This is a genomic window from Streptomyces sp. NPDC057697, from assembly GCF_042799335.1.
Classification (GTDB): Bacteria; Actinomycetota; Actinomycetes; order Streptomycetales; family Streptomycetaceae; genus Streptomyces.
On the sequence record NZ_JBHVJA010000005.1, the window covers coordinates 95,089 to 108,515 of the forward strand.

At 70.1% G+C, this 13,427-nt stretch carries 11 protein-coding genes; 10 read left to right on the top strand and 1 reads right to left on the bottom strand.

What is annotated here, in order from left to right:
* Window positions 1-44: 44 nt before the first annotated feature.
* From ACFVFH_RS15955 to ACFVFH_RS15970, 4 genes are all read left to right on the top strand, one after another.
* Complete coding sequence (locus ACFVFH_RS15955; protein WP_383768235.1) at window positions 45-1,946, top strand: ATP-binding cassette domain-containing protein; 1,902 nt, start codon at window positions 45-47, stop codon at window positions 1,944-1,946.
* 124 nt (window positions 1,947-2,070) lie between these two features.
* Complete coding sequence (locus tag ACFVFH_RS15960; RefSeq protein ID WP_383768238.1) at window positions 2,071-2,958, top strand: FadR/GntR family transcriptional regulator; 888 nt, start codon at window positions 2,071-2,073, stop codon at window positions 2,956-2,958.
* 323 nt (window positions 2,959-3,281) lie between these two features.
* Window positions 3,282-4,829: an RNA polymerase sigma factor gene (locus ACFVFH_RS15965; RefSeq protein WP_329919233.1), complete on the top strand. Its 1,548-nt coding sequence runs from the start codon at window positions 3,282-3,284 to the stop codon at window positions 4,827-4,829.
* 134 nt (window positions 4,830-4,963) lie between these two features.
* Window positions 4,964-5,794: a S1 family peptidase gene (locus tag ACFVFH_RS15970; RefSeq protein ID WP_383768240.1), complete on the top strand. Its 831-nt coding sequence runs from the start codon at window positions 4,964-4,966 to the stop codon at window positions 5,792-5,794.
* A 100-nt stretch (window positions 5,795-5,894) separates the two neighbouring features.
* Here the strand turns inward: ACFVFH_RS15970 and ACFVFH_RS15975 are convergent, their stop codons facing one another.
* On the bottom strand, window positions 5,895-6,128 hold the full coding sequence (locus ACFVFH_RS15975) for a hypothetical protein (RefSeq protein WP_024489001.1): 234 nt from the start codon (window positions 6,126-6,128) through the stop codon (window positions 5,895-5,897).
* 435 nt (window positions 6,129-6,563) lie between these two features.
* Between ACFVFH_RS15975 and ACFVFH_RS15980 the strand changes: the two genes are divergently transcribed.
* The 6 genes from ACFVFH_RS15980 to ACFVFH_RS16005 all read left to right on the top strand — a co-directional run bounded on the left by ACFVFH_RS15980 (window position 6,564) and on the right by ACFVFH_RS16005 (window position 13,372).
* Complete coding sequence (locus tag ACFVFH_RS15980) at window positions 6,564-8,684, top strand: type IIA DNA topoisomerase subunit B (protein WP_383768243.1); 2,121 nt, start codon at window positions 6,564-6,566, stop codon at window positions 8,682-8,684.
* Between the two features lie 174 nt (window positions 8,685-8,858).
* The gene (locus ACFVFH_RS15985) at window positions 8,859-9,377 is read left to right on the top strand and encodes a DUF1453 domain-containing protein (RefSeq protein ID WP_383768245.1); all 519 of its coding nucleotides are present in this window, start codon (window positions 8,859-8,861) and stop codon (window positions 9,375-9,377) included.
* Entirely contained in the window at window positions 9,374-10,537 is a 1,164-nt protein-coding gene (locus ACFVFH_RS15990; protein ID WP_383768248.1) for a sensor histidine kinase, read from the top strand. Before ACFVFH_RS15985 ends, ACFVFH_RS15990 begins: the two co-directional genes overlap by 4 nt.
* Entirely contained in the window at window positions 10,534-11,208 is a 675-nt protein-coding gene (locus ACFVFH_RS15995) for a response regulator (protein WP_383768251.1), read from the top strand. The genes ACFVFH_RS15990 and ACFVFH_RS15995 overlap by 4 nt, the downstream gene beginning before the upstream one ends.
* Before the next feature lie 131 nt (window positions 11,209-11,339).
* Complete coding sequence (locus ACFVFH_RS16000) at window positions 11,340-11,783, top strand: DUF485 domain-containing protein (protein WP_383769025.1); 444 nt, start codon at window positions 11,340-11,342, stop codon at window positions 11,781-11,783.
* On the top strand, window positions 11,780-13,372 hold the full coding sequence (locus tag ACFVFH_RS16005; RefSeq protein WP_383768253.1) for a cation acetate symporter: 1,593 nt from the start codon (window positions 11,780-11,782) through the stop codon (window positions 13,370-13,372). Before ACFVFH_RS16000 ends, ACFVFH_RS16005 begins: the two co-directional genes overlap by 4 nt.
* Window positions 13,373-13,427 lie beyond the last annotated feature (55 nt).

The window sequence follows — 13,427 nt, forward strand, 5'->3', positions numbered from 1 at the left end:
ACCCGCCCTGCCGCCGAGCGGTTTCACCTTCCGCGAGAGAAGCGATGCTCCAGGCCATCGGACTCACCAGCGCCCCCCGCCGCGGTCTTCCGGCCGTCGTGGACGATCTGACCTTCGAAGCCGGCCCAGGCCGCGTCACCGCACTCCTGGGCGCCCCCGGCTCGGGCAAGACGGCAGCACTCCGCCTCATGCTCGAACTCGACCCGGGGCGGGGGGTCACCTACTTCCGGGGCAGACCGATGCACCGGATCCCGCACCCCGCGCGCGAGGTGGGCGTGCTGCTCGGAGACGTGCCGGGGCACCCCGCCCGTACCGCTCGCGGCCAGCTCCGGATGCTCGGTGCCGCCGCGGGCGTACCTGCCGCGCGCGCCGACGAACTGCTTGAGTTCGTAGGTCTCGCCGGGCTCGGCGAGCAGCGCATCGGAGCCCTCTCGCTCGGCATGGACAGACGCCTCGCTCTCGCTTCGGCGCTGCTCGGCGATCCGCACACGCTCGTCCTCGACGATCCCGCGGAGGGGCTCGATCCGCGCGAGGGCTGCTGGCTGCACGGGCTGCTGCGGGCCCACGCGGACCGGGGCGGGACCGTGCTGTACACCACGGCGGACCCCAAGGAGGCCGCGAGGGCCGCCGACCGTGTGGTCACCATCGACGGCGGCCGCCTCGTCGCCGACCAGGACGCCGACGACTTCTCCCGTACCCGTCTGCGCCCCCGGGTCGCGGTCCGGACGCCGCACGCGGATCGTCTCGCGGCCGTGGTCCGCCGGGAGGCCCGTGCCGCCCGGCGCTCGGTGGAGGTGGTCGCCGAAGCAGGCGGTCGCCTCGCCGTGTACGGCTCCACCTGCGCGGAGATCGGCGACACCGCGTTCCGGCACGGGCTCCCGGTGCACCAGCTGGCGGACGAGGTCGGCGACACCGGTGCCGTTGCCTCCGGGGGTGGCGCGCGCCCCGCGGGCTCCGGGGCCCGCACGGGGCGCGACGGCCCGGCCACCACCGCGGCCGTGCCGGACCCGCCGGGACCCGGCCGCGGCCCGGGGGCGGGCAGCGGTGCGAAGGCGGGTGGCGGCACGGGGGCGCGCGGTGCGCGATCGGCCGCGGAGGTGTCGGGTCCGGAGCCGCCGCCCATCCGTCGCCACCCGGCTCCCGGCCCGCTCCATCCGCTCCGCTACGAGCTGCGCCGCCTGCTGGGTGTCAGAACAACCGCCTTGATCATGGCCGCTGTTCTGGTCGTCTCCGTCGGGCTCTCCGTGCTCCTCGCCCGTACCGGCCACGCTCCGCTGCCGAAGGTGCTGGCGGCCTGGCCGTCGCTGCTGCCGCTGCCGCCCGCGGCGATCGGGGCCGGTCTGCTCGGCGCCCTCGCGTCCGGTGACGAGTTCCGCTATCCCGCGCTCGCCGCGGGCCGGGGCACCGTCCCCCGGCGGCTGGGGCTGCTTCTGGCCAAGCTGGGGGTGTCCGCGGGCGCCGCCGCGGTGCTCGCCCTGGCCGTCGCGCTGGTCTCCGCCGGAGCCCTGCACGTCGTGTACGGCGACGGACTGATCCACGTCCCACCGAATCCGGGTCTCCTGGGGGCGAGTTGGGTGGCGCTGACTGTCGGCTGCGCCTGGGCGGGTCTCCTGGCCGCCGGGATCTTCCGGGTGGCGACGGCCGGTGTCGCCACGGTGCTCGCCGTACCGGTGCTCGTCGTGCCGCTCGTCCAGAAGGTGCTGACGGCGCCGGGAGCCCGCCCGGTCACCGGGCTTCCGACCGGGCTCCGCGAGCTGCTGTGGCCGCGCTGGCCGTACGAGACGGACCGCTGGGTGACGGTCGCGGTGGGGATCGTGGCGCATCCGGTGGGGGCGGCGCTGGCCCTGTCGCTGTCGGTCCTGGTCTGCGCCTACCTGTTCACCAGCCTTCATGGCGGGGCCCGTTGGCGCTCTCGGGGGGTCACCGGATCAGGTCCGACCCCGTAGCCTTCAAAAGAACGCCCGGTTTATACCAGTAAAGCGTCAATTGGGGGGCTGGCGGCGATCACCCTTTCGTGTGCTTTTCACCAAAGACCTCAAGAGCCGAGTGAGCTGCGCCGACAAAGGATGCGTGAGTACCCTTGCGCACACCATGATGACCGCCGCCCGCTCCGCCGATTCCGGCCTCGCCGGCCCGGGTGAACTCGATCGCTACCCGTACGCGGAGGCGCCGGCCGGCGAGCGTGCCGCTCTTCGCTCCTGGGACGGCCCCGAAGCCGACCTCGGCCGGGTGAACCGGCGGGGCTCGGCCAGCCGGGGCCGCGGCCTCCACGGTCAACTCGTTCAGCAGCTGGGTCAGATGATCGTTTCGGGCGACCTCGGCGCCGACCGGCCTCTCGTGCCCGAGGAGATCGGTCAGCGTTTCGAGGTCTCCCGCACCGTCGTACGCGAATCGCTGCGTGTTCTCGAAGCCAAGGGCCTGGTCAGCGCCCGGCCCAATGTGGGGACGCGGGTCCGCCCCGTCAGTGACTGGAACCTGCTGGACCCCGACATCATCGAATGGCGTGCCTTCGGTCCTCAGCGTGAGGACCAGCGCCGCGAGCTCGGGGAGCTGAGGTGGACGATCGAGCCCCTGGCCGCGCGTCTCGCCGCGGGCCACGGCCGCGAGGACATTCAGCAGCGCCTCGGCGACATGGTGGAGATCATGGGCCACGCGGTCACGCAGGGGGACGCGATCACCTGCTCCCGGGCCGATGCGGAATTCCACTCCCTGCTCATCCAGGCGGCGGGCAACCGCATGCTGGAGCACCTCTCCGGCATCGTTTCCGCGGCGCTGCAGGTGTCGGGCGGCCCGGTCACGGGCTGTGACCGCCCCGGCGAGGCGTCCCTCGGTCACCACGCCCGGATCGTCGAGGCCCTCGCCTCCGGAGACGCCGCGGGCGCCGAGGCGGCCATGCGTCAACTGCTCGTCGTCCACCCCGAGGTGGAGCGTGTGGTCCCCGCCCCCCGCGAGCACTGAGCGCAGCACGGCCGGGGTGCGGGAACCGCGTGTCGTCGGGCCGTCGTGGTCCGGCGACACGACTGTGGGGTTTCGCTCCCTTGGTTACGTTCGTCGCAAATGAGGTGTGACTCGGGCCACGCGGATTGGGCGTAACACTCCTCGAGACAGTGCGATGACTTAAGAGGTGACCGCCGCGGAAGGAATACAGCAGCCGTTCAGTGCGCTGTGCAGTTCTGAGGCCAAACCCGCGCCGCCGGTACATTCCCAGCCCGGCGGTCGTCGGCTCAAGCCCTTTTCGGGGCCGGGCCGGAAGCCGTTTCCATCGTTCCGAGAGGTTGTTCGTGTCGGCCAGCACATCCCGTACGCTCCCGCCGGAGATCGCCGAGTCCGAGTCTGTGATGGCGCTCATCGAGCGGGGAAAGGCTGATGGGCAGATCGCCGGCGATGACGTGCGTCGGGCCTTCGAGGCTGACCAGATTCCGCCAACCCAGTGGAAGAATGTTCTGCGCAGCCTCAACCAGATCCTCGAGGAAGAGGGTGTGACGCTGATGGTCAGTGCCGCGGAGCCGTCCAAACGTGCCCGCAAGAGCGTCGCAGCGAAGAGCCCGGTCAAGCGCACCGCCACCAAGACCGTCGCGGCCAAGACGACCGTGACCAGGACGGTCGCGGCCACTGCCGCCCCGTCGGCAGAGACCGTGGACGTGGTGGCTGACGATGCTGCCGCGGCCGGTCCTGCGAAGAAGACGGCAGCCAAGAAGACGGCTGCCAAGAAGACCGCCGTGAAGAAGACGGCGGCCAAGAAGACCGCAACGAAGAAGTCCGGAAAGCAGGACGACGAGCTCCTCGACGGCGACGAGGCGGCCGAGGAAGTAAAGGTCGGCAAGGGCGACGAAGAGGAGGGCGAGGGCGAGAACAAGGGCTTCGTCCTCTCCGACGACGACGAGGACGACGCACCCGCGCAGCAGGTCGCCGTCGCCGGTGCCACCGCCGACCCGGTCAAGGACTACCTCAAGCAGATCGGCAAGGTTCCCCTCCTCAACGCCGAGCAGGAGGTCGAGCTCGCCAAGCGCATCGAGGCCGGTCTCTTCGCCGAGGACAAGCTCGCCAATTCCGACAAGCTCGCTCCCAAGCTCAAGCGCGAGCTGGAGATCATCGCCGAGGACGGCCGCCGGGCCAAGAACCACCTGCTGGAGGCCAACCTCCGTCTCGTGGTGTCGCTGGCCAAGCGCTACACCGGCCGCGGCATGCTCTTCCTGGACCTCATCCAGGAAGGCAACCTCGGTCTGATCCGCGCGGTCGAGAAGTTCGACTACACCAAGGGCTACAAGTTCTCCACGTACGCCACGTGGTGGATCCGGCAGGCGATCACCCGCGCCATGGCCGACCAGGCCCGCACCATCCGTATCCCGGTGCACATGGTCGAGGTCATCAACAAGCTCGCCCGTGTGCAGCGCCAGATGCTCCAGGACCTGGGCCGGGAGCCCACCCCGGAGGAGCTGGCCAAGGAACTCGACATGACCCCCGAGAAGGTCATCGAGGTCCAGAAGTACGGTCGCGAGCCGATCTCCCTCCACACCCCGCTGGGTGAGGACGGGGACAGCGAGTTCGGTGACCTGATCGAGGACTCCGAGGCGGTCGTTCCGGCCGACGCGGTCAGCTTCACGCTTCTCCAGGAGCAGCTCCACTCGGTGCTCGACACGCTCTCCGAGCGTGAGGCCGGCGTGGTCTCGATGCGCTTCGGTCTCACCGACGGCCAGCCGAAGACCCTGGACGAGATCGGCAAGGTCTACGGCGTGACGCGTGAGCGCATCCGTCAGATCGAGTCGAAGACCATGTCGAAGCTGCGCCACCCGTCGCGTTCGCAGGTGCTGCGCGACTACCTCGACTAGGTCGCAGGAGTACACGGACCGAGGGCCCGGATCCCCGAAGCGGGATCCGGGCCCTCGGCCTATCAACGCGTGCGGTCGGCGACCAGCGGGACGACTCTGAGTGGGAATGGTTCACCACAGAGTCAGGAGCACGCATGTCCCGTACCGTCTTCCGAGCCCTGACCGGGGCGTTCGCCCTGGTCGCCGCCACGGCCCTGATACCGCTCGGATCCTCCGCGCGGGCGGCCGAGGGCGGCATCGTCATCGGCGGTCAGTCTGCGCACGTCAAGGACAGTCCCTGGGTCGTGGCGCTGTCCAGCCGTGACCGGTTCGGAGAAGCGCGCGCCGGCCAGTTCTGCGGCGGTGTCGTCGTGGCGCCGAAGAAGGTGCTGACCGCTGCGCACTGCCTGAGTCGGGAGGCGCTCGGGGTCGACGTCTCCGGCGTGCGCGATCTGCGGGTCATCACGGGCCGCGACGCCCTGGTCGGGACCGGGGGCCAGGAGATACCGGTAAGCGCGACCTGGACCAATCCGGGGTTCAACCCCGCCACGAACGCCGGGGACCTGGCCGTGCTCACCCTCGCCGACGCCCTTCCCGCGAAGAGCGCGATCCCGATGGCCGAATCCGGTGACGCGGCGTACGCGCCGGACACCCAGGCCGTCGTCTACGGGTGGGGTGACACCACGGGCAACGGCGACTACGCGTCGTCGCTGCGGGCCGCGAAGGTGAGCGTCCTGTCGGACACCGAGTGCGCCCAGGCCTACCCGGGCGGCAGGAACGGCACGTACGACGCCTCGACGATGCTCTGCGCGGGCGAACCGCTGGGCGGGTACGACGCATGCCAGGGCGACAGCGGCGGGCCGCTGGTGGCCCGTGGGCGGCTCATCGGGCTGGTGTCCTGGGGCAACGGCTGCGCGCGGGCGGGCAGCCCCGGCGTGTACACGCGGATCTCCGCCGCGATCGGTTGGATGCCGAAGACCGGCTGAACGACACCACCGCGGGTACGAGAACGGGCGGCTCCCCCTCTGGGGAGCCGCCCGTCGGCAGGTCCGGGACCTGGCCCTCGCTCGTCGTGGATGTGAGGTGTCAGTGTTGTTCCTCTTCGGCGGCTTGGGCCTGCACGGCCGTGAGCCGGTCCGTCTCATCCTGTATTTCCGCGGCGATCTTCTTGAGTTCCGGCTCGAACTTGCGACCGTGGTGGGCGCAGAAGAGCAGTTCACCGCCGCTGATCAGGACGACGCGCAGATAGGCCTGGGCGCCGCAACGGTCACAGCGGTCTGCTGCGGTCAGCGGGCTCGCGGGGGTCAGAACAGTAGTCACGTCGCCTCTTCTCTAGCTCGACGAGCTGTCGTACCAGGGTCAACATCCAACCAGGCCGAAAACGTTCCCGCTCGTGGCTTTTCTTCGAAACTTCTTCTCAAGATGGCTGTCTGTTGCCGGTTGGCGGCGAATGTGCCGTATTGCGTAGCGCTACGGTTTCGCGTTGCTTGTCTTGGTGGGATCCTCCCGGCCGGCTTGCCGGTTTGTTCATGAGGACGTGCCCGGAGCCTAAATGGTTCATGCGTGGAAGGGAACGTGATGTTCGCGTCACTCCTACGAGGGATCGAACGTGTATGCGAGGCTGGACTAGTGTGAGCGTTGTCGAAGGGTGGCGTGACAACCGCTCTACCAGGCCTCGGTACCCTCTCAGCGGCGACCGAAGCCGAGCCCGTTACCCACTGGGCCCCAAATGAAATTCAGCGAGGAGCGAACCGCGTGACCGCCGATACGTCCGTGCCGTCCACTGCGCTGCTGACCGGAGCAGACCGAGACGGTTCCAACTACACCGCGCGGCATCTGCTCGTACTCGAGGGGCTCGAAGCGGTTCGCAAGCGCCCCGGGATGTACATCGGGTCCACCGACAGCCGCGGCCTCATGCACTGCCTCTGGGAGATCATCGACAACTCCGTCGACGAGGCCCTGGGCGGTTACTGCGACCACATCGAGGTCATCCTCCACGACGACAACTCCGTGGAGGTCCGGGACAACGGGCGGGGCATCCCCGTCGATGTCGAGCCCAAGACGGGCCTGTCCGGTGTCGAGGTCGTGATGACCAAGCTGCACGCCGGCGGAAAGTTCGGCGGCGGCTCGTACGCCGCGTCGGGCGGTCTGCACGGCGTCGGCGCCTCCGTCGTCAACGCGCTCTCCGCCCGGCTCGACGTCGAGGTCGACCGCAACAGCGCGACGCATTCGATCAGCTTCCGGCGCGGGGTCCCCGGAATCTTCACCGAACAGGGGCCGGACAGCCCGTTCGACCCGGCCAACGGCCTGCTCAAGGGCAAGCGCGTGCCGAAGACGCGCACCGGCACCAGGGTGCGTTACTGGGCGGACCGGCAGATCTTCCTGAAGGACGCCAAGCTCAACCTGGAGACGCTCCACCAGCGGGCCCGGCAGACGGCCTTCCTCGTCCCCGGCCTCACGATCCTCGTCCGCGACGAACGAGGACTCGACGGCGAGGGCAAGACCGAGGAGACCTTCCGCTTCGACGGCGGGATCAGCGAATTCTGCGAGTACCTCGCTCAGGACAAGGCCGTCTGCGACGTCCTGCGCCTCACCGGGCAGGGCACCTTCAAGGAGACCGTGCCCGTCCTGGACGAGCGCGGTCACATGACGGCGACCGAGGTCACGCGCGAGCTCGCGGTCGACATCGCGCTGCGCTGGGGCACCGGGTACGACACCAACCTCAAGTCCTTCGTCAACATCATCGCCACCCCCAAGGGCGGCACGCATGTGACCGGATTCGAGCGCTCCGTGACCAAGACGGTCAACGAGGCCCTGCGCTCGGCCAAGCTGCTCCGGGTCGCCGAGGACGACATCGTCAAGGACGACGCTCTGGAGGGCCTCACCGCGGTGGTCACCGTACGGCTGGCCGAGCCGCAGTTCGAGGGCCAGACCAAGGAGGTGCTCGGCACCTCGGCGGCGAACCGCATCGTCGCCAATGTCGTGGCCAAGGAGCTCAAGGCATTCCTGACCTCGACGAAGCGCGACGCGAAGGCGCAGGCCAGGGCGGTCCTCGACAAGGCCGTGGCGGCCGCGCGGACCCGTATCGCGGCCCGTCAGCACAAGGACGCGCAGCGTCGCAAGACGGCGCTGGAGTCCTCCTCGCTGCCCGCGAAGCTCGCCGACTGCCGCAGCGACGACGTGGACCGCAGCGAACTCTTCATCGTCGAGGGCGACTCCGCGCTCGGTACGGCGAAGCTCGCCCGGAACAGCGAGTTCCAGGCACTGCTGCCGATCCGGGGCAAGATCCTCAATGTCCAGAAGGCCTCCGTCTCGGACATGCTGAAGAACGCCGAGTGCGGCGCGATCATCCAGGTCATAGGAGCAGGGTCCGGGCGGACCTTCGACATCGACGCCGCCCGCTACGGGAAGATCGTCCTGCTGGTGGACGCCGATGTCGACGGCGCGCACATCCGGGTCCTGCTGCTGACGCTCTTCCAGCGGTACATGCGCCCCATGGTCGAGGCGGGGCGGGTCTTCGCCGCGGTGCCCCCGCTCCACCGGATCGAGCTGGTCCAGCCGAAGAAGGGCCAGGACAAGTACATCTACACGTACTCGGACAACGAACTGCGCCAGCGGCTGCTGGAGCTCCAGCGGAAGAACGTCCGGTACAAGGACTCGATCCAGCGCTACAAGGGCCTGGGGGAGATGGACGCCGACCAGCTGGCGGAGACCACGATGGATCCGCGCCACCGCACCCTGCGGAGGATCAACATCGGTGACCTGGAGGCGTCCGAGCAGGTCTTCGATCTGCTGATGGGCAACGAGGTGGCGCCGCGCAAGGAGTTCATCACCAGCTCCGCCGCCACCCTGGACCGCTCGCGCATCGACGTCTGAGCCGACGTGCGCGTCGAAGGCTGAGAGAAGCGGTCCGGCGGTCTGAGAGAAGCGGTCTCCACCCGTGGGTGGAGACCGCTTCTCCACCCACGGTCAACCCCTGAGCCGATGTCCTGATACGGCCGTTTCCGTAGCGTCGAAGGCGTCCCACCTTCCCGCACCCCGGAGGCCGCCATGTCAGGGCTCGTCAACATTCTGGTGATCGGCGCGGTGATCGCTGTCGTCGTCGTGCGCCAGTGCTCCGCACGCCGGATCTCGGACGGCCGGCGATGGTGGGTCCTGCCCGGCGTCCTCCTCGTCCTGTCGCTGCGCGAGCCCGGACTGGTGGATCCGCGTCACACCGCGTTGTCCCTGGCGTTCCTGGGCGCGGAGCTGGTGGTGGGGCTCGTGACGGGCGCCGGCTGGGGCTGGACGGCCCGGCTGTGGCGCGAGGCGGACGGCTCGTTGTGGAGCAAGGGCACCAAGGCCACCGTCTTCGTCTGGATCGGGGGGCTGGCGCTGCGGGCGGTTCTCTACGGGGCTGCCGCGCTGATGGGCGTACATCAGGGCTCGTCGGCCCTGCTGTCGGCCCTCGCGGTGACCCTGGCGGTGCGCGGCGGTGCCCTGATGTGGCGGGCGCAGCAGATGGCTCCGGCGTACGGTGGCTCCGCCGGCGGGACGACGCCGCGACCGGCGTGGAAGGACCGTGTGTGACGCGTACGACCTGGACCAGCTGGCCGAGCCGGGAAGCCCTGTCCCGGACGGGCCGCAGCCGTCCGCGCCTGGTGGTCACCTGGGGCGTCCGGGTGGGGCTGCTCACCGCGATGCTCTGGAACACGTTCGCCCGTGGACGGTTCGGGCCCTGGGAGACCGCGCTCGGGCTGGTGGGCGTGCTGGGGTGCGCGTTCGCCGCGTGGGCCTTCTTCCGAACCAGCCTGGAGCACCGGCTGTGGCCGTCGCTCGGGCTGCTGACGCTGGTGATGCTGACGGCGCTGGGTGCGCAACAGGCCGGTGCCGAACTGCTCGCGCTGATCCTGTGGTGCGGCTGCGCGGTCGTCGCACTGGAGCGGTTGCCGCTCGTGGCGGGGCTCCCGGCGACAGCCGCCGCGTTCGGCGCCTACGCGGCCGTCAACACCGACGGCTGGCTCTCCACCGCCATGTCGACGGTGGGGCTCTCGCTGGTGGGCTATGTGCTCCGGCTCGACGCGGAGGCGCGGGGCAACACCCAGAGGCTCCTCGCACAGGAGAGGGCGGCCCGGGAGGCGGAGGCCGAGACGGCCGCGTTGGACGAGCGGGCCAGGATCGCGCGGGAGATCCATGATGTGCTCGCCCACAGCCTCTCCGCCCAGATGGTGCATCTGGAGGCGGCGCGGCTGCTGATCGAGCAGGAGCCCGCGGGGGAGTTCCGGGACCAGGTGCTGGAACGGGTCGTGGCAGCGCGTTCCATGGCGCGTGAGGGGCTCGCGGAGACCCGCCAGGCCCTCTCCGCGCTCAGGGGGGAGGTCTCTCCCGTGGAGGACTTCCTGCGGCAGCTGGTGGCCGTGGAGCCGGCACAGGTCAGTGTGGTGGGTGAGCGGCGGACGCTGACCGCCGAGGCGTCGCAGACGGTGCGGAGGGTGGCGCAGGAGGCCCTGACCAATGTGCGCAAGCACGCGGTGGGGGCCAGGGTGTTCGTACGGCTGGAGTATCTGCCGGACGAAGTGGCCCTGGAGGTCAGGGATTCGGGTGGACACAGCCCCGGGGGCGGCCTGTCCGGCAGTGGCTCCGGATACGGTCTGCTGGGGATGAGGGAACGGGCCGAGCTGATGGGCGGGACGCTGGAGGCCGGCCCCGGCGAGGAGGGTTTCGTGGTGAGTCTGCGGGTGCCCGCGTGAACGCGCGGGTCGTGGTCGCCGACGACCAGTCGGTGGTGCGCGAAGGGATCGTGATGCTGCTGGGGCTGCTGCCCGGGATCGAGGTGGTCGGGGCCGCGAAGGACGGCGAGGAGGCCGTGGCGCTCGTGGCCGAACTGTCCCCCGATGTCGTGCTGATGGATCTCCGGATGCCCCGGTGCGACGGGGCGGAGGCGACCCGGCGGATCCGCCGGGACCACCCGGGGACCCAGGTGGTGGTGCTGACGACCTTCGCGGACGACGACTCGCTCTTCCCCGCGTTGCAGGCCGGAGCCCGCGGCTATCTCACCAAGGACGCCGGGGGCGAGGAGATCGTGCGGGCCGTCCAGGCCGTGCTCTCCGGCGAAGCCGGGCTCTCGCCGAGTGTGCAGCGCCGTCTGCTGGAGCGGGTGACCACCAACCCGCCGCCCCTGCCCGAGCCCGAGACGCAGCTGCCCGACGGCCTGACACGACGTGAAGTGGAAGTCCTGGTCCTGATCGCGGAGGGCCTGTCCAATCCGGAGATCGCCCGCAGACTGCACATCTCGCAGGCGACCGTGAAGAGCCACATCAACAATCTCTTCGCCAAGGCCGGTGTGCGCGACCGGGCACAGGCCGTCCGCTACGCGTACGTTCGGGGCCTCGCACAACCGCCCGGTTCATCCGTCACCTGAAGAGGTGAAGACCGGCAAATGGGGCGCCCGCGATCTTCCCGATCTGCCCATTCTTGGGTACACGGCCGAAGTGGTCCGTGGACAAGGGGAGTTGTTCCGTGGAGAAGGAAGCAGGGCGCGAGGCCGCAGCGATGCGACTCGATGACCCGTGGTACGACACGTCGGCCTCCGAAGGAGGCGAGCCGGACGCTGCGGGGAGTTTCGCTCCGGCCGGACCACCCGGGCCCGCGGACCAGCGGCGTGGCCACAGCGCGGCCGACATCTATCTGGAGGTGCAGCGCAGCGAGGCGTTCCAGGAGGTGCGCCGCAGGTACCGGCGGTTCGTCGTCCCCGCCAGTCTCGCCTTCGTCGTCTGGTACCTCGTCTATGTCGTCGCCGCGGTCACCGCGCCCGGACTGATGGCCCGCCCGGTGGCGGGGGCGGTCAATGTGGCGATGGTCGCGGGGCTCGGCCAGTTCCTCACGACCTTCCTCCTCACCGGGGCGTACGCCCGCCACGCGCGGCTGCGCAGGGACCGCGCCGCGCTCGAACTGCGCTGGGAGACCCAGGAGATGACACGGGGGGTCGGGCGTTGAACGGCAACCACCAGACGCTGGCGCTGCTGCTGTTCAGCGCCTTCATCGCAGTGACGCTCGCCATCACCACCTGGGTGAGCCGCAACCGCCACGGTTCGGCGGAGGAGTTCTACGCGGGAGGCCGTCTGTTCTCCCCCATGGAGAACGGTTTCGCCATCGCCGGTGACTACATGTCGGCCGCGTCGTTCCTCGGTATCTCCGGTCTGATCGCGCTCTTCGGCTACGACGGCATGCTCTACTCCGTCGGATTCCTCGTCGCCTGGCTCGTCGTCCTGCTGCTGGTGGCCGAACTGGTGCGCAACTGCGGCCGGTTCACGCTCGCCGACGTGGTGGCCGCGCGGATGGCCGAGCGACCGGTCCGGATCGCGGCGGGCACCTCGTCCGTCACCGTCTCCGTGCTCTATCTGGTGGCGCAGATGGTGGGCGCCGGGAGTCTCGTCGCCCTGCTGCTCGGCGGAACGAGCGGCGCCGCCCGCTCCTGGACCGTGATCGGCGTCGGCGCGCTCATGGTGGTCTACGTATCGCTCGGTGGGATGCGCGCCACCACCTGGATCCAGATCGTCAAGGCCGTGCTGCTGACGGCGGGCGCGATCGTGCTCACCGTGCTCGTCCTGGTCCGCTTCCACGGCGACTTCAACGCCCTGCTCGACTCCGCCGCCGCACGCAGCGGGCACGGAAGCCGGTTCCTCGCGCCCGGTCTCCGGTACGGAGGCACATGGACGGCGCGCATCGACTTCATCAGTCTGGGGCTGGCCCTGGTGCTCGGCACCGCCGGTCTGCCGCACATCCTGTCGCGGTTCTACACCGTGCCCACGGCCCGTGCGGCCCGTCGCTCGGTCGTCTGGTCGATCGGGCTCATCGGCAGCTTCTACCTGATGACGATCGTGCTCGGCTTCGGGGCGGCCGCACTGGTCGGCTCGGCCGACGTGCGCGCGTCCAACGCCGCGGGCAACACGGCGATCCCGCTGCTGGCCATGGAACTCGGCGGCGGAGAGGGGTCCACCGGAGGCGCCATCCTGTTCGCCGTCGTCGCCGCGGTCGCCTTCGCGACCATCCTCGCGGTCGTCGCGGGGATCACACTCGCCTCGTCCGCCTCCGTGGCCCATGACCTCTACGCCTCCCTCAGGCGTCCGGGCTCCAGGCAGTACAGCGAGGTGGCCGTGGCCAGGGTGGCCGCGGCGGCGATCGGGGTGGCCGCCATCGGACTCGGTCTGATCGCCCAGGACCTGAACGTGGCGTTCCTGGTGGGGCTCGCCTTCGCCGTCGCCGCCTCGGCCAACCTTCCGGTGCTGCTGTACTCCCTGTTCTGGCGGAACTTCACCACCCGGGGAGCGGTCTGGTCGGTCTACGGCGGGCTGATTCCGGCCGTGCTGCTGGTGCTGCTCTCGCCGGTGGTCTCCGGCAGCCCCACGTCGCTCTTCCCCGGCGTCGACTTCCAGCTCTTCCCGCTGGAGAACCCAGGACTGGTCTCCATCCCGCTGGGCTTCCTGGCCGGCTGGGCCGGAACGGTCACCTCGGCCGATCCGCCCGACGAGGCGAAGCACGCCGAGACCGAGGTCCGCGCGCTCACCGGGGCGGGCGCGGTGTAGCTCCACGTACGCCACCGGCACCCCATGTCTCCGCGCCCCGCCCCGTGCGGACGGG

Bases quoted from the DNA above. Each gene is read 5' to 3' on its own strand.
- ACFVFH_RS15985 (WP_383768245.1), top strand. From the start codon at position 8,859: ATGTCAGGGCTCGTCAACATTCTGGTGATCGGCGCGGTGATCGCTGTC.
- ACFVFH_RS15970 (WP_383768240.1), top strand. From the start codon at position 4,964: ATGTCCCGTACCGTCTTCCGAGCCCTGACCGGGGCGTTCGCCCTGGTC.
- ACFVFH_RS16000 (WP_383769025.1), top strand. From the start codon at position 11,340: ATGCGACTCGATGACCCGTGGTACGACACGTCGGCCTCCGAAGGAGGC.
- ACFVFH_RS15955 (WP_383768235.1), top strand. From the start codon at position 45: ATGCTCCAGGCCATCGGACTCACCAGCGCCCCCCGCCGCGGTCTTCCG.